This is a genomic window from Mesorhizobium sp. WSM4935, from assembly GCF_029625735.1.
Lineage (GTDB): Bacteria > Pseudomonadota > Alphaproteobacteria > Rhizobiales > Rhizobiaceae > Mesorhizobium.
The window spans coordinates 64,210-87,184 of record NZ_JARTVR010000015.1 but is presented as its reverse complement, the minus strand read 5'-3'; the positions used below and the strand labels follow the sequence as shown (position 1 = coordinate 87,184).

The 22,975-nt window shown below is 63.4% G+C and carries 19 protein-coding genes; 7 read left to right on the top strand and 12 right to left on the bottom strand.

Annotated elements, in window-relative coordinates; translation table 11 throughout:
- Positions 1-26: 26 nt before the first annotated feature.
- On the bottom strand, positions 27-848 hold the full coding sequence (locus tag P9273_RS26405) for an ABC transporter permease (RefSeq protein WP_278051411.1): 822 nt from the start codon (positions 846-848) through the stop codon (positions 27-29).
- Positions 845-1,762: an ABC transporter permease gene (locus P9273_RS26400; RefSeq protein ID WP_278051410.1), complete on the bottom strand. Its 918-nt coding sequence runs from the start codon at positions 1,760-1,762 to the stop codon at positions 845-847. The genes P9273_RS26405 and P9273_RS26400 overlap by 4 nt, the downstream gene beginning before the upstream one ends.
- A 290-nt stretch (positions 1,763-2,052) precedes the next feature.
- On the opposite strand from P9273_RS26400, the gene P9273_RS26395 reads away from it, so the two are divergent.
- The gene (locus tag P9273_RS26395) at positions 2,053-3,471 is read left to right on the top strand and encodes an aminotransferase (protein ID WP_278051409.1); all 1,419 of its coding nucleotides are present in this window, start codon (positions 2,053-2,055) and stop codon (positions 3,469-3,471) included.
- Between the two features lie 49 nt (positions 3,472-3,520).
- On the opposite strand, the gene P9273_RS26390 is transcribed toward P9273_RS26395, so the two are convergent.
- Both P9273_RS26390 and P9273_RS26385 read right to left on the bottom strand, forming a co-directional pair.
- Positions 3,521-4,723 carry an aromatic ring-hydroxylating oxygenase subunit alpha gene (locus P9273_RS26390; protein ID WP_278051408.1) on the bottom strand — a complete coding sequence of 401 codons (1,203 nt, stop codon included), beginning with the start codon at positions 4,721-4,723 and terminating at the stop codon, positions 3,521-3,523.
- Between the two features lie 487 nt (positions 4,724-5,210).
- On the bottom strand, positions 5,211-6,167 hold the full coding sequence (locus P9273_RS26385; protein WP_278051407.1) for a nucleoside hydrolase: 957 nt from the start codon (positions 6,165-6,167) through the stop codon (positions 5,211-5,213).
- 546 nt (positions 6,168-6,713) lie between these two features.
- Between P9273_RS26385 and P9273_RS26380 the strand changes: the two genes are divergently transcribed.
- Entirely contained in the window at positions 6,714-7,124 is a 411-nt protein-coding gene (locus P9273_RS26380; RefSeq protein ID WP_278051406.1) for a hypothetical protein, read from the top strand.
- Between the two features lie 266 nt (positions 7,125-7,390).
- On the opposite strand, the gene P9273_RS26375 is transcribed toward P9273_RS26380, so the two are convergent.
- Complete coding sequence (locus P9273_RS26375; RefSeq protein ID WP_278051405.1) at positions 7,391-9,493, bottom strand: ATP-binding protein; 2,103 nt, start codon at positions 9,491-9,493, stop codon at positions 7,391-7,393.
- Between the two features lie 146 nt (positions 9,494-9,639).
- On the bottom strand, positions 9,640-10,368 hold the full coding sequence (locus P9273_RS26370) for a response regulator (RefSeq protein WP_278051404.1): 729 nt from the start codon (positions 10,366-10,368) through the stop codon (positions 9,640-9,642).
- A gap of 94 nt (positions 10,369-10,462) precedes the next feature.
- Here P9273_RS26370 and P9273_RS26365 point away from each other — a divergent pair, with 94 nt between their 5' ends.
- Positions 10,463-11,164 (top strand): response regulator transcription factor, encoded by a 702-nt coding sequence (locus P9273_RS26365; protein ID WP_040998690.1) that lies wholly within the window; start codon positions 10,463-10,465, stop codon positions 11,162-11,164.
- A 70-nt stretch (positions 11,165-11,234) separates the two neighbouring features.
- On the opposite strand, the gene P9273_RS26360 is transcribed toward P9273_RS26365, so the two are convergent.
- Both P9273_RS26360 and P9273_RS26355 read right to left on the bottom strand, forming a co-directional pair.
- The gene (locus P9273_RS26360) at positions 11,235-11,399 is read right to left on the bottom strand and encodes a hypothetical protein (protein WP_278051403.1); all 165 of its coding nucleotides are present in this window, start codon (positions 11,397-11,399) and stop codon (positions 11,235-11,237) included.
- Between the two features lie 31 nt (positions 11,400-11,430).
- Positions 11,431-11,814, bottom strand: a complete 384-nt coding sequence (locus P9273_RS26355; protein WP_278051402.1) for a hypothetical protein — start codon at positions 11,812-11,814, stop codon at positions 11,431-11,433.
- A gap of 289 nt (positions 11,815-12,103) precedes the next feature.
- Here P9273_RS26355 and P9273_RS26350 point away from each other — a divergent pair, with 289 nt between their 5' ends.
- Positions 12,104-12,559, top strand: a complete 456-nt coding sequence (locus tag P9273_RS26350) for a L,D-transpeptidase (protein ID WP_040998688.1) — start codon at positions 12,104-12,106, stop codon at positions 12,557-12,559.
- A gap of 139 nt (positions 12,560-12,698) precedes the next feature.
- Here P9273_RS26350 and P9273_RS26345 read toward each other — a convergent pair whose 3' ends face one another.
- Together P9273_RS26345 and P9273_RS26340 are read right to left on the bottom strand one after the other, a co-directional pair.
- Positions 12,699-15,782 carry an efflux RND transporter permease subunit gene (locus tag P9273_RS26345; protein ID WP_278051401.1) on the bottom strand — a complete coding sequence of 1,028 codons (3,084 nt, stop codon included), beginning with the start codon at positions 15,780-15,782 and terminating at the stop codon, positions 12,699-12,701.
- Positions 15,779-17,059 carry an efflux RND transporter periplasmic adaptor subunit gene (locus tag P9273_RS26340; protein WP_278051400.1) on the bottom strand — a complete coding sequence of 427 codons (1,281 nt, stop codon included), beginning with the start codon at positions 17,057-17,059 and terminating at the stop codon, positions 15,779-15,781. Before P9273_RS26340 ends, P9273_RS26345 begins: the two co-directional genes overlap by 4 nt.
- A gap of 145 nt (positions 17,060-17,204) precedes the next feature.
- On the opposite strand from P9273_RS26340, the gene P9273_RS26335 reads away from it, so the two are divergent.
- Positions 17,205-17,738: a TetR/AcrR family transcriptional regulator gene (locus P9273_RS26335; RefSeq protein ID WP_278051399.1), complete on the top strand. Its 534-nt coding sequence runs from the start codon at positions 17,205-17,207 to the stop codon at positions 17,736-17,738.
- Positions 17,739-17,868: 130 nt separating this feature from the next.
- Positions 17,869-19,479: an inorganic phosphate transporter gene (locus tag P9273_RS26330; RefSeq protein ID WP_278051398.1), complete on the top strand. Its 1,611-nt coding sequence runs from the start codon at positions 17,869-17,871 to the stop codon at positions 19,477-19,479.
- Positions 19,480-19,944: 465 nt separating this feature from the next.
- On the opposite strand, the gene P9273_RS26325 is transcribed toward P9273_RS26330, so the two are convergent.
- Both P9273_RS26325 and P9273_RS26320 read right to left on the bottom strand, forming a co-directional pair.
- The gene (locus P9273_RS26325; protein ID WP_278051397.1) at positions 19,945-21,105 is read right to left on the bottom strand and encodes a patatin-like phospholipase family protein; all 1,161 of its coding nucleotides are present in this window, start codon (positions 21,103-21,105) and stop codon (positions 19,945-19,947) included.
- Positions 21,098-21,886 carry an acetoacetate decarboxylase gene (locus P9273_RS26320; RefSeq protein WP_278051396.1) on the bottom strand — a complete coding sequence of 263 codons (789 nt, stop codon included), beginning with the start codon at positions 21,884-21,886 and terminating at the stop codon, positions 21,098-21,100. Before P9273_RS26320 ends, P9273_RS26325 begins: the two co-directional genes overlap by 8 nt.
- A 249-nt stretch (positions 21,887-22,135) precedes the next feature.
- Between P9273_RS26320 and P9273_RS26315 the strand changes: the two genes are divergently transcribed.
- Entirely contained in the window at positions 22,136-22,924 is a 789-nt protein-coding gene (locus P9273_RS26315; protein ID WP_278051395.1) for a 3-hydroxybutyrate dehydrogenase, read from the top strand.
- The last annotated feature ends 51 nt before the right edge of the window (positions 22,925-22,975 follow it).

Here is a 22,975-nt window from a genome sequence, read left to right as displayed (position 1 = left end):
TTCGATCCGATTGGGATTGGACCCGCTCAAGCATGGAGGCCTCCCTCGTTCTGGGTGCGTCTCGCCGCGCGGCGGCGCAGGATTTCGGCCATCGTCATCAGCACGAAGGACGCGAGGAGCAGCAAGGTGCCGAGCGCCAGCACGCCGGGGAGTTTGGCCGCGAAGCGCAACTGGCCCCAGATGTAGATCGGCAGCGTCGCCTCGGTTCCGGTGAGGAAAAAGGCGATGATGAATTCGTCCAGCGAAATGGTGAAGCAGACGAGCAGGCTGGAGATGATCGCCGGCGCAACCATCGGCAGCGTCACCCGCCGGAAAGTGCCGAAGGCAGATTCGCCCAGGTCGGCGGAGGCTTCCTCGAGACTGCGGTCGAAGCCTTCGAAGCCGGAGGTCAGCACGGTCATCGAATAGGGGATGCAGACCAGCACATGGCCGAGCACGACGGTGAAGAGCGACAGGCTGAGGCCCAGCTGCAGCATGACCAAAAGCATGGAGATGGCGACGATCACTTCGGGCAACACCAGCGGCGCCATGATCAGGCCGTTGATGGCTCGGCGGCCCGGATAGCGGTAGCGGGTGATCGAGCGGGCGGCGAGGATGCCCAGCACCGTCGACAGGATCGAGGCGGAGACCCCGACCATCAGGCTGTTCCAGGTGGCGTCGATCAGCGCCGGCGTGTGCGGCAGGTCCTCGTACCAGTGCAGCGTGACGCCAGAGAGCGGAAATTTGGGCGTCGCCGCCGTGTTGATCGAGAAGATCGGCAGGAAGATCACCGGCAGATATAGGAACAGCAGATAGAGGACGGCGTAGCTCGACAGCCAGCCGGGCAGCAAGCGTCTTATCGCCGTCATCGCGCCAGCCTCTGCAGGGCGCGAATAACCAGCACGGTGGCGCCGGCCATCAGCGAGACGATGATCATGGTGGTGACGGAGAGCGCGGCACCCAGCGGCCAGTTCGACGCCTTGCCGAACTGCGCCTGGATGGCATTGGCGATCATGACGCCGTCCTTGCCGCCCACCAGCTTCGGCGTGACATAGTCGCCGACGGTGGGGATCATGACGATGAGCGCCGCCGAGATGATGCCGGGCGCCGAGAGCGGCAACGTCACGCGCAGAAAGGAGCGCAGCGGCCCGTCGCCGAGGTCGGTCGCGGCTTCGACCAGGGTGCGGTCGACCTTCTCCAGCGAAACGAAGATCGGCAGGATGGCGAAAGTCGCCCAGGCATGGGTGAGCGTGATGATGACGGCGCTGGAATTGTAGAGGAGCGCCGTCGAGGGCTCGTCGATGATGCCGAGGCCCATTAGGCCGGAATTGAGCACGCCGTTGTAGCCGAGGATCACCTTCCACGACATCACGCGCAGCAGGTAGCTCGTCCAGAACGGGATGGTGATGAGGAACAGCCACAGGCTCTTATGCCGGCCGCCATGGAAGGAAATGAAATAGGCGATCGGGTAGGCAAGCGCCACGGTGAGCAGGCTGACCGTCAGCGAGATATAGAGCGAGCGCCAGAGCAGGTCGCGATAGATCGGCTCAGTCAGCGCGATCCGGTAGTTCTCCAGCGTGAAGGTGTGGTCGATGGTGAGATAGTCCTGCGTCCAGAAGGAATGGGCGATGACGACCAGGATCGGCAGGACAAGCAGAATAAGGGCATAGACGAAGGTGGGACTGATCAGGGCAAAGCCCTGGACGGCTTCCGATTGCAGAAGGGAACTTCGTCTCGATCGCGCCATGCGCAACGGGGGCGACCCTTCCGCGGCAACCGTCATTGCAGCGCTCCGGGCGTGATTTCGGTAGCTGGCTCGGACTGTCCCGCCATGCGGTCTTCCCATTCGTGGCGCCGGCCGCCTGTTCCCGAATTATGTCTGGAGCGCGATCGCTCCTGGCTTGCCGGCTTTCTTTCATCATGAGCGTATCCGCCGATTGAAATCAAGCGCTATTTCTGCGATATTGATTGAACGGATATTCAAAATGAAGTGAGGAAAGGCCGAATTTCCATGGTTTTCCGCGTCGTTTGATACCCGACAAGAATTCGACAATCTGGCAATGCGAGGCGAAAATGGCGGCTCAAAGCAAGATCAAGGCAAGCGAACTCATCGACGCCGACGATGACGACGCGGTCGAGCTCGCCAAGCGTCATCTCGTACAGCCCTGGCCCTATGCCGGCTCGGTCGGCAACGAGGCCCGCGCGCTGATCGGCGAGGGCGACGGCATCTACATCACCGACGGCTCCGGCAAGCGGCTGATCGACGGGCCGGCCGGCATGTGGTGCATCAATGTCGGCCATCGCCGCGAGGAACTGGCCAAGGTCATGTACGACCAGGCAATGGCGCTCTCCTACAACACGCCCTGGTATACGATGAATGCGCCTTCGGCCGAGCTTGCCCGGCGCATCGCCGATGCCGCACCCGGCGACCTCAATTACACCTTCTTCACCACCGGCGGCTCGTCGGCGGTGGAGACGGCGCTGCGCTTCATGCAGTTCTACAACAACGTCCGCGGTCGGCCGGAGAAGAAGCTGATCCTGAGCCGCGGCGGCGCCTATCATGGCTCGACCTATCTCTCGGCCTCGCTCAACGGCCGCCCGCGCGACCGCGACTGGATGGACGGCGCCGACGATCTGGTGGTGAAGCTGTCCTCGCCCGATCCGTTCCGGCGGCCGAAGGAGATGAGCATCGCCGCCTTCACCGATTTCCTCGTCGACCAGTTCCGCGGCACCGTCGCGCGTATCGGCGCGGAGCGCATCGGCGCCTTTGTCGGCGAGCCGGTGCAGGCTTCAGGAGGCGTCGTCGTGCCGCCGGACGGGTACCTGAAGCGCATCCGCGAGATCTGCCGCGAGAACGACATCCTCTATGTCTCGGACGAGGTGGTGACCGGCTTTGGGCGGCTCGGCCATGTCTTCGCCTCCGGCGACGTGTTCGGCATCGATCCGGACATGATCACCTTCGCCAAGGGCGTCACGTCGGGCTATTTCCCGCTCGGCGGCGTCATCATCTCCGAGCGGCTGCTCGAAGAGCTGCGCCGCTCCAATCATCCCGACGCGCTGTTCGGTCACGGCCTTACCTACACCAGCCATCCGATCGGCTGCGCGGTGGCGCTGAAGAATCTCGACCTGCTGGAAGAGGGCGTGCTTGCCCACACGCGCGAGATCGCACCCTATTTCCAGGCAAAACTGAAGACGCTGGAAGAGCTGCCGCTGGTCGGCGAAGTGCGCGGCGTCGGCCTGATGGCTTGCGTCGAATGCGTGGCCGATCGCGAGAGCAAAGATCCGCTGCAGCTCGACAAGGATGTCGGAAAACGCATCGACGCGCATTGCCACCAACTCGGCCTTCTGGTGCGGCCGCTGATCAATATGTGCGTGATGTCGCCGCCGCTGATCATCAGCCGCGAGCAGGTCGACGACATGGTGGCGATCCTGCGCGAGGGTATCTCGCGGACCATGGATGATCTGAGGAAGGAAGGGCTGTGGCGAGGGTAATTAGCTCTTTCCTTCTCCCCGTGGAACGTGGAACGGGGAGAAGGAAGAGTTACCCCCTCGACCGCAGCGCGTCGTTCAATCCCCACATGTCCTTTTCCTCGGGCGCCGTTTCAAGATTGAGCACCGGGACCTGCTTGCGCAAGTGATCATGGTGGGTGCGCACGCCATATTCGAGGTCGGAGAGGTAAAAGCCCTCGAAGGCTTCCGAAAGCATGGATTCGTTCGACCACACCGAGAGCTGGACGTCCTCGTTCATCGTGTCGCGATCGATGCGGTAGGCGAGATAGCGCGCCGCGGCCTGCTCCCTTGTCTCGTCCTTGTAGCGATAGATTGCGCCGCGCAGCAGAGTCTCCCCGGTCGACAGCGGGAACTCCTGATAGAACTGGACGGATTCCGGCATGATCGACAGCGCGTTGTTGGGGAAAATGCCGTAATAGATCCAGGCCTTGCGCAGATGCTCCGGCAGATGCGTGGCCTCGGGCGCGAGCTTGATATACTCGCGCACGCTCCAGCGCCGCCCTGCATGCGGGTTATAAGTGGCGAAGGACCGTGACACCCCGTTGACGAAAGGCTCGTCGACATAGGTCGCGCCATAGAGGTCCTGCAGCGCCGGATGTGCCATGGCGACGTGATAGCCTTCATTGTCGACGTCGCGCACCGACTTCCAGTTGACCGGCGATTTCTGCGTCCAGATGCCCCAGGATGGCACCATGTCGGCGATGTTGTAATGCGCGATCTCGGCTTCGATCGGCTTGAGCAGCTCGGCCACCGAAGGCTGCGGGCCGCCCTTGCGGAAGCGGATGAAGATGAAGCCCATCCAGATTTCGAGGTCGAGCGGCATCAGGCCGAACTCGGTCTTGTCGAGCTCGGGGAAGGAGCGCGGACGGGCAGCACCCCTCAGCGTGCCGTCGAGATTGTAGACCCAGCCATGGAACGGGCACACCAGCGCGTTCTTGCAGGTGCCCTGGCTATCGGCGACGACCCGGCTGCCGCGGTGGCGGCACATATTGTTGAAGGCGCGCACGATGCCGTCCTTGCCGCGCAGGATCAGCGCGCGCTCGCCGATGACATCCATGGTCAGATAATCGCCCGGATTCGGCACGTCGGAGACATGGCCGGCAATCTGCCAGTGATTGCGGAAGACATATTCCTTCTCAAGCTCGAGAAGGGCATTGGAATGGTAGCTCCACCCCGGCAAACCCCGCCGGTCCCAACCGTTGGGAATCGCCACGTCACGGAGGTGCGGGTTCATGAAAGTGCTCTTCTTTGTTGAATACTCATTCAATATATGCATATTTTTCATTTAAATGCAATGGCTTGTCGGAATATGGAACTTCCTTGGCGGCAGCTTTGAGGCGGCGCCAAGCCAGAAAAATCCCGGAAAATCCGCGCCTTAACCCGCAGCCGGCGCACTCGGCATGTCTGCCACGACGTTCGACAGGTTCGCGGCCATCCCGGGGAACTTCAGACCGATGCGGCGGAGGCTGAAGCCCGACAGGTGCGCAGCTAACAAACGTATCTTTCTGGTCGCCCTAAAGCGCATTGTGCCTTCGTCGTCTGTTATCGAGTAAGTAGAGGCGCGCGGACGCTGGCAGCTTTCCTGTCAGTGGCAATCAGAAAGTGAGTTTAACAAATGTTATTCAACACGGCGGACCTGCATGCTATCTTTTAGCTGCGGGTAGAAGCCACCTTACGGTTCGGCTTCTGCAACTTCGGCTCGCTCTTCGGAGCGAGCCTTTTTAGTTTCTTGGCGTTGCACAGACATCGTAGATTCTGGCCAAGATTCCTGCAGCATCGCCGCCAACGCACACCAGCTGCATCCGACGCCGATCCCATTCGCTCGGAGAATAGCGGGCAGCGCCCAACCTCTGCAGGGTCAAACCCGCTGCGGGCCCCTCCTTGATCACCACGACCGAACCAGGCCGGGTGGTGAATAAATCGGGGTCGGTCAAAAACACAGCGGCACTGCAGTCGTGCACCAGCATCCCCGCTTCGCCCCATTGCAGGTAGAAGTCGATATATCCTTGGGACAGTGCGGCAACCATCTGCATTTCGGGATTGGCATCTGCCGATATCGTCGCGAGAGCCTCACGCGTGATCACAGTCCGACCTGTGAGATTGAGCGGAACCGCGGTCACTTTCCAGGAGGCTGCAAACACTCGATCGGCTGCGTGCGGATCGGCATAGATATTAGCCTCCGCGACTGGCGACACATTGCCGGGGATCTCGAACGCTCCACCCATGACGACGACATCTTGCACCAGGTCTGCTATCGCCGGATCGGCCTCCAGTGCCCGCGCCAAGTTGGTCAGGCCACCGACCGCCAGCAGCCGCACCTGACCCGGGTTCTGCCGAATGCTATCCACGATAAATCGAGCGGCGGTATCCATTTCCTCCCGCGGTTCTTGGGCTATGGGATAGTCCCCCAGCCCATTTGCGCCATGAACATGGACAGGATAGGGATGGGGCGCCCCAGACCAGTTTAGCGGAACGGCCGCGCCAGCATGAACGGGAGCCTTGATTCCCCATGCCTCGGCGAGGAACCTGGCATTGCGCGTTGTGACCGAGATGGGCGCGTTGCCGAAGACGGTTGTAATGCCGAGCAGATCGATGTTCGGATGGCGGTGCAGATAAAGAAGTGCGAGGGCGTCATCCACGCCAGGGTCAGTATCGAAAAGAATCTTCTGCTTTGTCATGCGTGTGCGTTTCAGGCTTCCCAACCGTCAGTCAATGACCAGGGCTGGATTGTCACCACTGGAGCGTATCCTGAATATGTCGCCCAAACCGGCGTGCGTTGGCGGCTGACACCCGCCCGGGGGTCGACGCACAGCTGTTGTGGGCAAACCGCCCCAGTGTTGCAGCCGAACAAGTTCCTTGCGGGCGCGAGTGTCGTGGTGTCGTCCTGGCGCCGGGAGGCCGTTGCCTGGAAATAGCGTTGATACTAGCCGAGGCAGTTGAAACAGCGGTTCGGACTCCAGATCGCAGGTTGCGAGACGCCGTCCTCGCGACCGCATGCCAAACCGGCCCGTGTGTGAGGTCGCTTACAGTCTCCTGCATCCGCGAGGGGTATTTCCCGCAAACCAGTCGCGGTGGACGCCCGCTGGCGGCAAGCAGGGCGGAAGGTAGCGATCCAACCCTGTTTCAATCCTGTTACAGGGGAAATTGCCGTCGACCATCGGGCCGTTACGTGGCGCGGTTAGGTTCGTTTAATGGGAATAAGAAAGATACCGAAGGGACAAGCGATGTTTGCGAAAGTCCAGACCGCCGAAGCCAGTCGCCGCGCACACGGCCCGGAGCGCAACGACCGCCGGCCGAAGCTGGCGCTGCGCCAGCGCGCCAGCGACCATCCGATGGCGATGTTCATGGCGATCGGCGCCTGCGCCTTCGTCGGCATGCTGGCGGCACCTGCCTCAGGCCCGGCATTCGCTTCGATCAATCCGCCAGCCAATGTCATCCAGGGCGCGCAGACTACGCTCAAGACCGCCCGCCTGCCGGAATCCGCGGTCGACTTTGCCTGCAAGGGCCAGAACTGGGGCGCCGAGAGCCTCGATTGCCTGCGCGCCATCGCCGAGCAGTCCGGCCGGTACCGGGAGCGCCCGGTGCGCATGATCGCCAACGCCGCGCCGCTCACCAACACGCCGAACGTTTTTTAAGAGCTCCCCTGAGCGCACCCTCCTGCGCTCCAGTCAGGCTCCCGCCGCTGAAGTCGGTCGGGAGCCTCTTTTTTGGGGTCTGTCCATATTCAGGTGAGGCCGGTCTGCAAATGCGGCTTCCTGCGCTTCCGGTGCTCACATAGGTCAAGTACGCTCCGCTCCGGTTCTCGGAATCCATCATTTTCGACTCGGCTTGACCTGAATCTCGGCAGATCCTGCGGCGGCGCAAGTTCAGGCCGGATCACGCATCCGCTTCCGAACCCCGCTCAAAGGTGGGCGCCGTTGTCGGCCGCGGCCTCGTCGGCGACGGTCGACAGGATGCCGCGCACGTCGAGGGTCGAGAAGGGCTTTTCCAGGATGTGCGGCCGCTGATGCGGCGGGAGCGCCTCGATCTCTGCCTTGGCGCCGATCAAGTCGCCGGTGACCAGCACGAAGCGCTGCGCCAGGTCCGGGCGTTCGGCCAGCAATTCGCGGTAGATCGAAATACCGCTGGTACCTGGCATCCGCAGATCTGAAAAGACGATGTCGGGCGGCATGTGCCCGCTCAGTGCCTCGCCGGCAGAGGTCCAGCTTGCAACGACCCGCGACTTCACCCCCATCAGCTCCAATATGTCAGAGAGCGAGCCCGCGACGTCCGGCTCGTCGTCGATCACCAGCGCATGACGCAGCCCGCTCGACCGCACCGGACCTTCGCCGGGCGCGGCGCTGCCGCCCGCGATCGCCGGCAATTGCACGACGAAGCGCGCGCCATTCGGCTGCACTTCCTCGAACCGGATGCTGCCGTTGTGGCGCTCGACGATCGATTTCGAGATCGACAGGCCGATGCCGGTGCCGACGCCGACCGGCTTGGTGGTGAAATAGGACTCGAAGATACGCGCGCGGATCGCTTCGGGAATGCCCGGGCCGTTGTCCTCGACGGAGAAGCCCGGATCGCCGCGCTCGTTGCGGAAGGTCCGCACCTTGATGTGCCGCTCGCCCGTGACGCCGGCCAGCGCATGCTGGCTGTTGATGAGGAAATTGGCCACCACCTGCGTGATGTGGTCGGCGTCGGCCATGGCAAGCAGCGGCCCGTCGGCAAAGTCGGTGTCGATGATGATGCCGCTCGAGCGCGCGCCATAGGCGGTGACTTCGAGCGCCGAGCGCATCACCTGGTTGAGATCCGTCTCGGCCTGCTCGGTCGGGTGCAGCCGCACCATCGACAGGAAGCTCTTGACGATGCGGCCGCATCGTTCGGCGGCCGCGCGCACCTTCTCGGCGCGCACCTTGGTCTGCGGGTCGCCGGCGAATTCATGCAGCAGCGTCGACTGCGCCACCACCACCGCGAGCGGGTTGTTGAGCTCATGCGAGACGCCGGCAAGCAGCGAGCCCATCGCCGCCATCTTCTCGTTCTGGTGCAGCTTCTCGCGCTGGCGGTTGATCTCCTCCTCGGCCTGCAGCTTCTCGCGCAGGTCGCGGATCGAGCCGAAGATCAGGCGACGGTCGGCAACACGCATCTCGGTCGCCGTCAGCTCGATCGGGAAAATCTCGCCTGCAGCGTTCTGCGTGACGGTCTCCAACCGCTGGCCGACCATCGGCGCGCCACGGCCGGCCATGTATTCGGCGCCCGAGGCATAGCCCTTGCGGTAGTATACCGGAACGATGGTATCGAGCAGGTCCTTGCCGAGGATGGCGCTGCGCTGGAAGCCGAACATCTTCTCGGCCGCCGGATTGAACTCGATGATCGAACCCGTCTCGTCGATGACGATGATGGCGTCGAGCGAGGCCTGTAGCATGGTGCGGCGGATCACTTCGCTGGCATGCGCCTCGGACGGCGAGCGCTCGATGGCGTCGCCGATGGCCAAGGCGATGATGTGCAGGGTCGCTTCCTCTTCATCCGTCCATTCCCGCTCGGCGACGCAGTCGTTGATGGCCAGCGTGCCCCAAAGGTGGCCATGCGCGAAAACGGAGACGGACAGAAACGACTTGATGTTCTGCTTCTCGAAGTCGGCCCGCAGGAAACCCTCGAGGTCGCGCGTGTGGCCGGAGAAGATCTTGCCTTGCCGCTCGTCCTCCTGCAGCCGCTCCAGAAGCGAATCCGAGTTGATGATCGACTGCATGATCACGGTGGGCGAGGCCAGCTCGCCGCCGAAGTCCGGGTCGATCCAATAGGCGGCGACGGACTGGGCGAAGCCTTCGCCCGGCAACTCACGCAGACGGAAGAGAATGCCGCGCTGGCAATCCATCTTGCGGCACATGGTTCCCAATATGTCGTCCATCTCGCGCTGCCAGTCGCCTGCCTCGCGCAGGCGGCGCACGACATGGACGGCCGCCATCGCGGCGCCGCCCGGACGCGAGCCTTGCATATCGGTGCGTGCTGCATCAGCTGTCATGGTCATTCCAGGCCCGGACATCGGTCGTTCAGAGCGTCCCTCCGTTGCACGGAAAGCGCTCCATCGCTCTGTTTTGACGCAATTCCGGACGGAAGGCTATGGCGAAGACGCCGAGCCTAACCGCTCACACTTTTCCTCGAATTGCCCTAATTGGCCTCGCCGCTCGGCAGCGAGAAGATATAGCCTTCGCCGCGCACCGTGCGCAGGAATTTCGGATTGGCGGGGTCGGCCTCGATCTTCTTTCGCAACCGCATGATGCGGATGTCGACCGCGCGCGAGGATTCCGGATCCTCGACGAAGCCGATCGCCTCCGAAATCGCCGCTCGCGTCAGAAGCCGGTTGGCGCGGGTGAGGAAAACCTCGAGCACGTCGAACTCGCTCTTGGCCATCTCGATCACCGCACCATTGGCGGCAGTGACCAGCCTGCCGTCGAAATCGGCCTGGAAGCCGCCGAAATTCATGAAGCGGCGATTGCCGGCTTCGGCCTTCTGCGCCTGCGGCTCGGCCGGCTGCGGCACGCGGCGCAGCACGCTGCGCACCCGCGCCAGCACCTCGCGCAGTTCATATGGCTTGACGATGTAATCGTCGGCGCCCAGCTCCAGCCCGACGATGCGGTCGAGCGCGGTGCCGGCGGCCGTAGCATAGATGATGCCGATCTGGGTTTTGGAGCGCAGCCAGCGGCCGAGCGACAGTCCGTCCTCGCCGGGCATCGCGATGTCGAGGATGGCGAGGTGGAAGGGCTGCGCTTCGAAGAGCGCGCGCGCCGCCACGGCATTCTCGGCCGTCACGACGTCATAGCCGCTGGCGCCGAGATACTCGGCCACGGCTTCCCTCAGATCCAGTTCGTCTTCGACGACGATGATGCGTGCCTTCACGACGCGCTCGCTCCCGCTTTCAGCAGAAAGTAGATTGGGTATAAACATGATGTCCAGCACTCATCTCGAGTTGTCTGTGGCGGGGTGAAGAAAAATGGCCGCACGATCCGTCATTGCGCTTGTGTCCGTCGCCGAGGTGGTGGCGGGCGATCTCGCTGACCATCTCGAACGGCGCGGGCACGACGTGCGCCAGGCGCGCCAGCCCTGGGAAGCGGAGACGCTGCTTTCGGCCGGCGGCATTGATGTCGTTGTGGTCGGCGACGAAGTGACCCAGGCCGAGAGCCGCGAACTGCTCAGGCGTTACAGCAGCGAGGGCGGCGGTGGCGAGGGCGGTCCTGATTTCATCCTGATCTGCCGGCCGCGCGATCTCGTCGACAAGGTGCTGGCGCTCGAGCTCGGTGCCGCCGATGTCATCGAAAGTCCGCTCAACGTGCGCGAGCTTGCCGCGCGCATCGGCGGCCTGCTGATGAGACGCGGCAGAGCCCCCGGGGAACTCATCGTGCTGGAAAACGCTACCGTCGATCTGCGGTCGGCCATCGTAATGCATCGCTCGGGCGCGGAGGAGCAGCTTTCTCCCGGGCAGGTGGCGCTGCTCAAGCTGTTCCTGGCCAGCCCGCGCAAGGTGCTGACGCGCGATGACATCATTGCCGCGGCACCGGCCGAGAATGCCGACGCTTTCGACCGGTCGATCGATTCGCGCATCGTGCGGCTGCGCCGCAAGCTCGACACCGAGACCATCACCACCATCCGCGGCGCCGGCTATCGTTTCGATCCCCCGCTCTCGCGCAACGAGTGAGTTCAGGTCGGCGAGGTTGTCGAGCATCGGAGTCCCCAAGGCGGCGGTCATTTGGGCCGGTGCCCGGCGTTCAGCGCACCACGACGACCGAGGGTCCAGTTGGAACGTTGGCGCTGACGGTTATCTCGGCCGGGGCGCGCTCCTTCAGCAGCACCGTCGCCAGCGCGGCGAAGCCGAGCAGGCCTTGCGCGTAGAGGAGCGCGGAAAGCACCGAGGCGGCAATATTCGTCTTCATGTCCTATCCCCAATCTCGATATCGTCGCGCTTCAGGAAACTCCCGAAGCGCCCGCGCCGCTGACGGAGCCCCCCGCTGCGGCGCGGGCCTTCGGTCCTCTCGGCAGCAAGTAGCCGGAGGGGCCGCGCGTCCTCGTCAGCCGACGGCCGACCCGCCAGAGGGCCTTCAGCCGGTGGACGCGCAGGCTGGAAACAATCCAGACCGTGGCGATGAACAGAGCCATGTGCAGGGTCGAAATCTCGCCGGTACTCATCGCCGCCAGCGTCGTCGCCGGGTTGCCGGCCACTGAGCCGGCACCGCCGAGCACCGCCGAGACGCTAATCCCGAGAAGCCAGTTTCGATTTCCTGCCCATTTTCGTTTGCAGATGTCTGTTCCCGTTGCGTCAAATCTGCCGCCGGCCTGTATCCAGATCATGCCGCCGTGGCCGCACTTTGTTGCAGATTGGTTTCGACAACGGCTCTATGTCTTTCATATAAAGGCAAAATGAACTTTCGTTTCCGGGTGAAGCTCATTGTACGGCGCCTGACCGTCACGTCCCGAAAAGACTTCCGGTGTCATTCAGCCGGCCTTTGCCGTTAACTTGCAGAAACGAATTCGAAACAGAAACGAGCATCAAGCGAAATAGGTCGGAAACCGACGATCTCGATAAGAGCCCATCGAAATTGAAGCCGGCGCGACCGGCAAAAAACAGAGAGGGATCGTCATGCATACCGCCATTTCCGCCAAGCTCATCCATATCACCGCCGCCGCGCTCACCGGCGCGGCGCTGCTGTTCGGCACCGGCAACGCCGCCCACGCCAACCAGATCGTCGCCAAGGTCTCGCTGTCGCAGCAGATCATGGAAGTCACGGTCGATGGCCGTCCGACTTACATTTGGAAGGTGTCGACCGGCGCCAGGGGGCACATCACGCCGACCGGTTCGTTCAAGCCGACCCGCATGCATGAGATGTGGTATTCGAAGAAATACGACAACGCGCCGATGCCCCATTCGGTGTTCTTCAGCGGCGGCTATGCCGTTCACGCCACCTACGCCATCAGCCGTCTCGGCCGTCCCGCCTCGCATGGCTGCGTGCGGCTGCATCCCGATGCGGCTGCCGATTTCTATCAGCTGGTCGAGGTCTTCGGGCCCTCCAACACCAGCATCGTCATCGTCAAATAACAAGCTGGGTCAAGTAACGCACTGGGATAAAGTAGCAGGCCGGTTGCCGCCTTCCGTTGATCGCGAAGCCGTGAGGCAGCCGCCAAAAAAGAGGCCGGAATTTTTCCGGCCTCTTTTGTTTTTCGCTTTGGTCGCCGTCTCAGCTCGGCAGCGCCGGCATCAGCTTCGGATCGGGCTTTTCGGCGAGATGCGGCAGGTCCTTGCTGGCGATGAAGGTGTAGAACATCGGCACGACGAAGAGCGTGAACATGGTGCCGACCAGGATGCCGGTGAAGATGACCAGGCCCATCGAATAGCGCGCGGCCGCACCGGCGCCGCTGGAGATGATCAGCGGCACGACGCCGAGCGCCATGGCCGCCGTGGTCATCAGGATCGGCCGCAGGCGCACCTTGGCCGAGGCGATGATGGCATCGCGGCGGCGCATACCGTGGATCTCACGCTGCTGGTTGGCGAACTCGACCAGCAGAATGCCGTGCTTGGTGATGAGGCCGATCAGCGTTATCAGGCCGACTTGGGTGTAGATGTTGAGCGTGCCCAGGCCGATGTTGAGCGGCACGATCGCGCCGAAGATCGACAGCGGCACCGCCATCATGATGATCAGCGGATCGCGGAAGCTCTCGAACTGGGCCGCCAGCACCAGATAGATCACGATCACGGCCGCCGCGAAGGCGATCAGGATGGTGTTGCCCTGTTCCTTCTCCTGCCGCGACTGGCCCGAATAGTCGATGAAAAAGGTGTCGGGCAGCGTCTCCCTGGCGAGATCCTCCAGCACCTTGAGGCCGTCGCCGGTGGTCACGCCGGGCAGAGGCAGGGCCGAGATCGTCGAGGAATTCAACTGGTTGAACTGCTCGATAGCCGCCGGCGAGGCATTGGTCGAAATCTTCACGACCGCCGACAGCGGCACCATCTTGCCGTCGACGCTGCGAACGAAATATTCGCCGAGCTTCTCGGGATTGTCGCGAAATTCCTGCGGCACCTGCGGGATGATGTCGTAGCTGTTGGAGTCACGGTCGAACTGCGCCACCTCGGCGCCGCCGACCAGCAGCGTCAACGTGTTGCCGATATCGGCGATCGGCAGGTTCAACGCCGCCGCGCGTTCGCGGTCGATGGTGACGGTCACCTGGGGCGCATCGTACGCCATCGAGTTCTGGACGACGATGAAGCGACCCGAGGCCTGCGCCTTGTTCTTGATCTTCTCCGCTTGCTCGAAGACTTCAGAAGGGTCGCCGGTGGAGCGCACGACCATGGAAATCGGCAGGCCGCCGCCGGAACCCGGCAGCGTTGGCGGCGCAAAGACGAAAGCCTGAACGCCGGCGACCTTGGCGAGCCGTGCGGTGATATCGGCCTGCAGTTCCTTCGAATTGCGCTTGCGGTCCGCCCAGTCCTTGAAGGCGAAGCCGACAAAGGCGCTGTTGGTGGCGCCGCCAAAGGCAACGGCCGAGAACTGCGCCCGGGTCTCGGGAATGTCCTTCACAAGGCCGAGGATCTGGTTGACGTAGGTCTCGGTGTAATCCGACGTCGCATAGCGCGGCGCGGTCACCAACGACAGGAGGAAGCCCTGATCTTCTTCCGGCGCGAGCTCGGTCGAGGTCTTGGTGAACATGAAGCCGGTGAGGGCGACAAGCGCGACGACGATGATCAGCGTCACCGGCCGGTTCCTGAGCGAGGCGGTGACCGCCCGCTCATAGACACGCTCGACACGGCTGAAGGTCCCATCGACGATGCGCTGGAAGCGGCCGTGCTGGCCCGGTTTCAGCAGGCGGGCGGACATCATCGGCGTGATCGTCATGGCGATCAGGCCCGATAGCACCACGGAGCCGGCCAGCGTCACCGCGAATTCGCGGAACAGCGCGCCGGTCAGGCCGCCGGTGAAGGCAAGCGGGGCGAACACGGCAGCCAGCGTGATGGTCATCGCCACGATGGCGGTCGCGATCTCGCGCATGCCGTTGAAGGCCGCCTGCATCGGCGACATGTGATCCTCCTCCATGTGGCGGTGGATGTTCTCCACCACCACGATGGCGTCGTCGACGACAAGGCCGATCGCCAGCACCATGGCCAGCAGCGACAGAAGGTTGATCGAGTAACCGACTGCGAACAGGATGAAGCAGACGCCGATCAGCGACAGCGGGATGGTGACGATCGGCATCATCACCGAGCGGAACGAGCCCAGGAATAGAAGGATCACCACGATGACGATGGCGACGGCCTCGCCGATGGTCTTGAACACTTCCTCGATCGAGGCGCTGATCTGGCCGGTGGCGTCGTAGACGATCTCGATCGTCATGCCTTTCGGCAGCGTTTCCTGGATTTGCGGCACGAGCTTGGTGAGGGCAGCCGCCGTCGTCAGCGGGTTCGCCGCCGGCGTCGGGAAAATGGCCAGGAAGGTTCCCGGCTTGCCGTTGAAGCTCACCCTGGTGTCGGTGTTCTCCGCGCCGAGCTCGACACGCGCGACATCGCGCAGGCGCACAACCTCGCCGTTCGTCGAGCGGATCGGCAGCTCGGCGAAGGCCTCGGGCGTCTGCAAGGTCGAGTGCACGGTGATCGAGGACACCACATATTCGTTCTGGGTATTGCCGGGGGCCGACAGAAAGTTCGAATTGTTGATGGCGGTGAGCACGTCCACCGCCGTGGCGCCGCGCGCGGCGAGCCGGACCGGGTCGATCCAGATGCGCATGGAATATTCCTGGGCCCCGAAGATCTGGACGTCGGCGACACCTTCCACGGTCGAGATGCGAGGCCGGATGACGCGCTCGATATATTCGGTGAGCTGCTCCTTCGTCATGTTCGGATTCTGCATCGAGATGTACATCATCGCGAACTGCTGCCCGGTGCCCTTGACGATAACCGGGTCCTTGGAGGCCTCCGGCAGGGTGCCGCGCACGCCCTGGACCTTGGACAACACCTCGGCGAGCGCGACGTCCGGATTGGAGCCGAGCTTCATCTGCACCGTGACCGTGCTCGAAGACGGACGGCTGGACGAGGTGACGTAGTCGATGTTTTCGGTCGAGGCGACGGCGCGCGCGATCGGCGCCGATATGAAGCCCTGGATCAGATCGGCGCTGGCGCCGGGATAGGCTGTGGTGATGGTGATCGCCGTCTCGTCGACCTTCGGATACTGGCGGATCGACAAGCCGAAGATGCCCTGGAAGCCCAGAAGCAGGATCATGCATGCCAGCACCGTCGAGAGCACCGGCCGGCGAATGAAGAGATCGGAAAAGCTCATTGCTGAACCTGCTTGTTCGCCGATTTGCTGGGGTCGACGGTGTTGTCGACGGCAACGGACATGCCGTTGAAGAGCCGGTTCTGACCCGCCGTCACGACCTGGTCGCCATCCTTGAGGCCCTGGACGATCTCGACCATGCCGTTGTTGCGGCGGCCGAGCTTCACGAAGACCTGCGAGATGGTGAGCGCCGGCTGCTGCGCGGCCTCGGCCGGCTTGGCGGCGGCGTCGGCCGGTTTCGCCACATTGTCCGCAGGCTTGGAGGCGTCGGCCTGCGGCTTGGCGGCATCGCCGGCCGCCTTGTCGGCGCCGGCCTTCTGCTCATCCGGTTTTGCCGGAGCCGGAGCCGCGCCCTCGGCGGGCTTCGCCGGCTGAACCACGAAGACATAATCACCGTAGAGGCTCGTCGTCACCGCGGTCTGCGGCACGGAGATGACGTTATTTTCCTGCGGCAGCTCGACACGGATCTGGACGAACTGGCCGGGCGTCAGCTTGCCTTCCGGATTGGCGACCTCGCCGCGGATCGAGACCAGCCGGCTTGCCGGGTCGATCTTGGGGTCGATGCCGCGGATGGAGCCGGCAAAGGGCATGTCGGCGAGGCTGCTGCCAAGCTTGACGGTCTGGCCGATCTTGAGCAGCGGCAGCTGTTGCTCGGGAACCGTGAAGTCGACCCGCATCGTGTCCAGGTCCTGGATCGTCACCACCGAGTTGCCGGGGGCCAGATACTGGCCGATATCGATCTTCGGAATGCCGACCGTGCCGCCGAAGGGCGCGGACAGCTGCTTCTGGTCGAGCACCGCCTGCAGCTTATTGACCTGCGCGGCCGAGGCGTCTGCAGCGGCGCGCGCGGCGTCGAGCGTCGCGTCCGTGCCGACGCCGCGCCGCTGCAATTCGACCGCGCGGGTCAGCGCGGCCTGGTCCGAGGCGGCCTGCGCCTTCTGCGCCACCAGGTCGGCTTTCTCCACCGCGTCATCCAGTTGCAGGAGCACCGCGTTGGCGGCAACCTTCTGGTTGGCGTGGAAGAGGATGTCCTTGACGATGCCGCTGGTCTCGACGGTAAGGTCGACGCCGCGCACGGCATTGACGGTGCCGATCGCCTCGACGCCGGGGGTCCATTCCGACGGCTTGACCGTCACTGTCGAAACCGTCGCGGCCGGCGGCTTCATGGTGGCGAAATATTGCTTGATGCCGGCGTCGCGCATGAAATTGAAGCCAACGATGCCGACGCACACCAAGGCGAGCAGCAGCAAGAATCCGGCGATGATAAAAAAGCGCTTCACGGATGGTCCCCTCGAGCCGGCAACAGGCAAATCGATCGATGCCGGGACACATATCGACGACAGGTCCCGATTTCAAATGGCGCGCCTTACTGTACCGGCTGGACGGTCTTGTCAATTCCGCCTAGGCTAATGTAGGGGAAGCGCGATGAGAGTACCCAGGGCAAACTCACGCGAAAAGATACTTGCCGCCGCCGCCGACGTTGCACGCGAGGCAGGCCCGGGAAGCCTGTCGCTCGACGCGGTCGCCAGCCGCGCCGGAGTGTCGAAAGGCGGCCTGCTCTACAATTTCCCGACCAAGGCCAAGCTGATGCAGGGGCTGGTCGAGAACTATCTCAGCGATTTCCAGAAGGCGCTGGAGGCCCGTGCCGCCGAGGCCGGCCACGAAAGCGTGCTCTCGGCCTATATCAAGCTGTCGGCCGACGACTGCGAGCGGCCGAAACCCTCGGCGTCCTGGATGTTCTCGGCCATCGCGGAGGATCCCGATTTCCTGACACCGATAAAAGCCTTCAAGCACCAGCTGTTCGAGCGGCTGAAGGGGGAGACGGCGGACCTCGGCTCGCTGTTGGTCTGCTTTCTGGCCATTGAGGGGATGCGCAGCATGAATCTGTTCGATTCAGACGTGCTTTCCGAAGACGAGCGCAAGCTCTTGGTATCCTCACTCCTGAAGATAGCGGGATAGGTGGCCAAACTGTTTGGTGGTGACCAACCGGTTTGGTGGTGACCAAACGGTTAAGAGCGTCACACCAGCTTCATCCTGGGGACATACCGTCCTTCCCGGTTCTTTGCTGCAATGCAAAAGGAGTGGGACAATGGTGGACGTAGTTTCCAGTGAGGCGGGAATCCCGAAACCGGATCATCCCCTGGAACAATCGGGCGGGGCCAAATGGTTCCTGCCGGCTTTCGGCGTGCTGGTGCTCGCCGGCATCATCTATGTCGGCTATGCGCTCAGCCAGGATCTGGCCATCGCCAAGACGGTGCCGTGGATCCTGCTCGGCATCGCGCTTCTGATTGCCCTGGGCTTCGAGTTCGTCAACGGCTTCCACGACACCGCCAACGCTGTCGCCACCGTCATCTACACGCGTTCGCTGCCGGCCGAATTCGCCGTCATGTGGTCGGGCGTCTTCAACTTCCTCGGCGTGTTGACCTCGAGCGGCGCGGTGGCGTTCGGCATCCTGTCACTGCTGCCGGTCGAGCTCATCCTCCAGGTCGGGTCGTCGTCCGGTTTCGCCATGGTGTTCGCGCTTTTGGTCGCCGCCATCCTGTGGAACCTGGGCACCTGGTTCCTCGGCCTGCCGGCCTCGAGCTCGCACACGATGGTCGGCTCGATCATCGGCGTCGGCCTTGCCAACCAGTTCATGGCTCCGGCCGGCAGCGCCACCAGCGGCGTCGACTGGGGTCAGGCGACCAATGTCGGCACCACCTTGCTGGTTTCGCCGATCGTCGGCTTCTTCGCCGCCGCGGCGCTGCTCTATGCAATGAAGCTCCTGGTGCGCAACCCGGCTCTCTACGAGGCGCCGAAGGGCAACACGCCGCCGCCATGGTGGATCCGCGCGCTGCTGATCTTCACCTGCACCGGCGTCAGCTTCGCGCACGGCTCCAATGACGGCCAGAAGGGCATGGGCCTGATCATGCTGATCCTGATCGGCGTGGTGCCGACGGCTTACGCCCTCAACCGCACGCCCGACATCAACTATCTGGACGCCTACAAGTCGGCATCGGTGTCTGTCGAGCAGGCGCTTGGCAAATACGTTAAGCCCGGCGTCACGGTCGCGGATGCCAATGCCGCCAAGGCAGCCGTGCAGGAAGCCGTGCGCAGCAAGTCGTGGAACGACCAGACGACGCTCGCTCTCCAGACCTATATCCACAACACCACTGCCGGGCTGCAGCCCTACGCCACGGTCGACAAGGTTCCGACCGATCTGGTCAGCAACGCGCGCAACGACATCTACCTGATCGGCGAAGCGCTGAAGCTGATCGACAAGAAGCAGCTGCTGCCGATGCAGGCCGACGACCTCAAAGCGGTCACCGACTATCACAAGGCGGTAGACAACGCGACGAAGTTCATCCCGCTGTGGGTGAAGATCGCCGTGGCGCTGGCGCTCGGGCTCGGCACCATGGTCGGCTGGAAGCGCATCGTCGTCACCGTCGGCGAGAAGATCGGCAAAAGCCACCTGACCTACGGCCAGGGCGCCGCCGCCGAGCTGGTGGCGATGATCACCATCGGCATGGCCGACCGCCTCGGCCTGCCGGTGTCCACCACCCATGTGCTGTCGTCCGGCGTCGCCGGCACGATGGCGGCCAACGGCTCCGGTCTGCAGTGGTCGACCGTGCGCAACCTTCTGCTGGCCTGGGTGCTCACGCTGCCCTGCTCGATCGCGCTGGCCTTTGTGCTGTTCGTGATCTTCCGCCACGTCTTCTGAGCGGCGCAAGCGTCCTCCCAAAAAGGCAGCGCCGGTCGCCGGCGCTGCCTTTTTTTGGGCAAAACCCATGTTCGGGACACGAGTTGCGAGGGATGTATTTGTTGCGTCGACGTAGCGCTGGGGATAGCCGAGGCGCCCCTCACGTCGTCATTCTATGGCGGAGCAAGGAGCGAGGCGACGCGGCGTAGACCAGCGACGCGGCGTAGACCATAGAATCCATTCCGTTACCTATGAGCGTCACGGCGGTGCAGAACGACCTCTGTTCTGCGCCGTCTTTACCATTCGCGCCAGGTCACGGAATGGATCCTCGGGTCTCCGCGAGGCCGCTTCGCGGCTGCTCCGCCCGTGGATGACGACGCGAGGAGGGTTTCGACAATCTCGTAGGGCCGATCCGCTCGATCGAACGACTGGATTCTCACCACCAACAGATACGATGCCCACTGAAAGGCCGCCGCGCAGGACTGATCAGGTCGGGTCTTCGCGGTGCAGGTCGTGGATGGTGACGCCTTCGGCATTGTCGGGCAGCATCAGCCATTTCTTGTGGCGCAGCGTGCGCTCTGTGTCTTCCAGGCCCATCTCCCAGTGCTCGCGCATCGAGGTGCCGGAAAACTCGTAGTCCTTGGCGTGGCCTTCATAGCCTTTGTGCTGGTAGATCAGATGGACGATGTTGACCACGCCGGCGTCGGAATAGTCGGCCATCAGTTCCTTCTCGCCATCCTTGAGCTGCTCCGGCGGCACACGCTTCAGCGCGTCGAGCAGCTTCATCTTGAGCGCGTGGATGCGCTGGAAGTTGTCGGTGTTCTGGCGCGTGCGGCTGGAATACATGATGTCCTTGTGGCGCGACAGGACGTCGGCCATGCCGCGCGGCAGCACGCCGCGGGCGCTGAACAGGTCGACCTGGAACACCAGCGAGGAGCGGTCCTCCTCCTGGTCGAGCAGATATTGCAGCGGCGTGTTGGAGACGATGCCGCCGTCCCAGTAATATTCGCCCTCGATGCGGATCGACGGAAAGGCCGGCGGCAGCGCGCCGCTCGCCATGATGTGCTCCGGCCCGATGCGCACCTTGTCGGTGTCGAAATAGACGAAATTGCCGGTCCTGACATTGACCGCACCGACGCTCAAGCGCTTCTTGCCGTCGTTCAGCACGTCGAAGTCGATCAGGCTTTCCAGCGTGTCCTTGAGCTCGGCGGTGTCGTAGAAACTGGTGGCGCCTTCCGCTCCCGAGAGCTGGAACCAGGGGTTGGGGCTGCGCGGCTTGAAGAAGCCGGGCTGGCCCATGGTCATCGTCATCCATGACGAGGTCTGGTTGCGGATGTCGCGATAGATGTCGCCTTCGGGCGTATAGGCCCAGATCTTGCGGCCCGAGATCGTCTGCCAGAACTGCTCCAGCCGCTGCAGGCGGCGGCTCGGCTCGTTGCCGGCGATGATCGAGGCGTTGATGGCGCCGATCGAGACGCCGGACAGCCAGGTCGGCTCGCAGCCGGCGTCGGCAAGCGCCTGATAGACTCCCGCCTGATAGGCGCCGAGCGCGCCGCCGCCCTGGAAGACCAGGGCGATGCGATCATATTGTGCGGTGATCTCCTGGATAGTGGCGGCGGCCGCCTTGTTATGGGTACGCTCAAGCACCGGCTTTCTCCAGCTCCTTCGCGCCGGCGGCCGATCGGCCATTGTCGGCGAGATAATCGTGCACGACTTCGCCGAGGCCGAGCGTCAGGTCGGCGGTGAAGTGAACGGCCGAGACGATGTCGAGCACGGGCAGCTTGGCGACGTCGGCCATCACATGAGGGCGCAGGTCGAGCGCGGCGGGCGCCGTCCAGGCTTCCTTCAGCGTGATTTCGGTCAGGTAATAGCGGACCAGCTCGCAGATGCGTGGGCTGCCGTCGACATGCGGGATGATCTTGATGAGGAAATTGGGCGCGGCGAGCGAGGCCAGAACCTGGTCGTGGTCGGCCTCGCGGTGCTTGTAGCCCATGGTGCCGGTGGCGCAGAGCACGCTGCCGTAATGGAGGGTGCCGACCACCACTTCGCCCTCATGCACGATCTTGGGGTTGGCGAGCTTTTTCGGGAAACCCCAGAGCTCGCGCCCGCCGGCGATCGGTGCGTCGTCGTCGAGATACATGGAATGCACATAGCCGCCATGCTGGCCCTTGTAGCGCACCGGGATGACCTGGCCGGTCTCGGTGTAGTCACCGAATCCGGTCGAGTCCGGCATGCGGATGAACTCGTATTTGACCAGCGGCTCGTCGATCTCGAGCGGCGCCGGCACGACCGCCTCGAGGGTTTCGCGCGTCGTGCGGTAGGTGATGATGATGTATTCGCGGTCGAAGAACCGATAGGGGCCGGGCGGGAAGGACGGGTTGGTGAGCGGCATCGCATAGGCGCGCTTCACGACATCGGCGATTTCCATGGCTGGTGCCCCAAAGAGGTTTGAAATGACCCCGCGCGAATGCGCTGGCAAGTATGTTGCACGGCAGCATGACAGTGCCGTGTCAATGCCGAGACGGCGCTTCCCCAAAGCCGGCAAATGCCGTCGCGAAGCTGTAACAGCGCCGACATGTGGGTGTGGCATTGTGATGCTGCGGCGCACAAATCATGTGCCTTACCGGTCGTCTGCCTTCATACTCTTCCCTCCTGTCCTCCTGTCGCGAGATCTCCCATGGGTTCCCTGTCTTCGAAGAATGCGCTCGTCACCGGCTCGACCAGCGGCATCGGCCTTGCAATCGCGCGTGCCTTCGCCGCCGAGGGCGCCAACGTTACCATCAACGGCCTGGGCGACGCCGCGGCGATCGAGCAGGAGCGGGCCGGCATCGAGAAGGATTTCGGCGTCAAGTGCCGCTATTCGGGCGCCAACATGATGGACGGCGCCGCCGTCACCGCCATGGTCCACGAGGCCGAGGAGGCGTTCGGCAGCCTCGATATCCTGGTCAACAATGCCGGCATCCAGCACGTCGCGCCGATCGAGGAATTTCCCGACGACAAATGGGAAGCCATCATCCGCATCAATCTTCTGTCAGCCTTCTACGCCATCAAGGCGGCGGTGCCCGGCATGAAGAGCCGCAAATGGGGCCGCATCATCAACACGGCCTCGGCGCATGCGCTGGTCGCCTCGCCGTTCAAGTCGGCCTATGTCTCGGCCAAGCACGGCATCGCCGGCCTGACCAAGACGGTGGCGCTGGAGTTGGCGCAAGACGGCATCACTGTCAACGCGATCGCGCCCGGCTATGTCTGGACGCCGCTGGTCGAAAAGCAGATCCCCGACACGATGAAGGCGCGCGGCATGACCGAGGAGCAAGTCAAGCACGACGTGCTTCTGGCCGCGCAGCCGACCAAGGAATTCGTCACCGTCGAGGAGCTTGCCGCGCTGACGCTGTTCCTGTGCTCGGACGCCGCCAAGCAGATGACCGGCACGACCCTGCCGATGGATGGCGGCTGGACGGCGCAGTAAGGGCAACGGCCGCCTCGGTAAAGCGCGGGGCGGAGTACCCGCCCGGGCAAT

Bases quoted from the DNA above. Each gene is read 5' to 3' on its own strand.
- P9273_RS26405 (WP_278051411.1), bottom strand. From the start codon at position 848: ATGACGGCGATAAGACGCTTGCTGCCCGGCTGGCTGTCGAGCTACGCC.
- P9273_RS26400 (WP_278051410.1), bottom strand. From the start codon at position 1,762: ATGACGGTTGCCGCGGAAGGGTCGCCCCCGTTGCGCATGGCGCGATCG.
- P9273_RS26395 (WP_278051409.1), top strand. From the start codon at position 2,053: ATGGCGGCTCAAAGCAAGATCAAGGCAAGCGAACTCATCGACGCCGAC.
- P9273_RS26390 (WP_278051408.1), bottom strand. From the start codon at position 4,723: ATGAACCCGCACCTCCGTGACGTGGCGATTCCCAACGGTTGGGACCGG.
- P9273_RS26385 (WP_278051407.1), bottom strand. From the start codon at position 6,167: ATGACAAAGCAGAAGATTCTTTTCGATACTGACCCTGGCGTGGATGAC.
- P9273_RS26380 (WP_278051406.1), top strand. From the start codon at position 6,714: ATGTTTGCGAAAGTCCAGACCGCCGAAGCCAGTCGCCGCGCACACGGC.
- P9273_RS26375 (WP_278051405.1), bottom strand. From the start codon at position 9,493: ATGACAGCTGATGCAGCACGCACCGATATGCAAGGCTCGCGTCCGGGC.
- P9273_RS26365 (WP_040998690.1), top strand. From the start codon at position 10,463: ATGGCCGCACGATCCGTCATTGCGCTTGTGTCCGTCGCCGAGGTGGTG.
- P9273_RS26360 (WP_278051403.1), bottom strand. From the start codon at position 11,399: ATGAAGACGAATATTGCCGCCTCGGTGCTTTCCGCGCTCCTCTACGCG.
- P9273_RS26355 (WP_278051402.1), bottom strand. From the start codon at position 11,814: ATGATCTGGATACAGGCCGGCGGCAGATTTGACGCAACGGGAACAGAC.
- P9273_RS26350 (WP_040998688.1), top strand. From the start codon at position 12,104: ATGCATACCGCCATTTCCGCCAAGCTCATCCATATCACCGCCGCCGCG.
- P9273_RS26345 (WP_278051401.1), bottom strand. From the start codon at position 15,782: ATGAGCTTTTCCGATCTCTTCATTCGCCGGCCGGTGCTCTCGACGGTG.
- P9273_RS26335 (WP_278051399.1), top strand. From the start codon at position 17,205: ATGAGAGTACCCAGGGCAAACTCACGCGAAAAGATACTTGCCGCCGCC.
- P9273_RS26330 (WP_278051398.1), top strand. From the start codon at position 17,869: ATGGTGGACGTAGTTTCCAGTGAGGCGGGAATCCCGAAACCGGATCAT.
- P9273_RS26320 (WP_278051396.1), bottom strand. From the start codon at position 21,886: ATGGAAATCGCCGATGTCGTGAAGCGCGCCTATGCGATGCCGCTCACC.
- P9273_RS26315 (WP_278051395.1), top strand. From the start codon at position 22,136: ATGGGTTCCCTGTCTTCGAAGAATGCGCTCGTCACCGGCTCGACCAGC.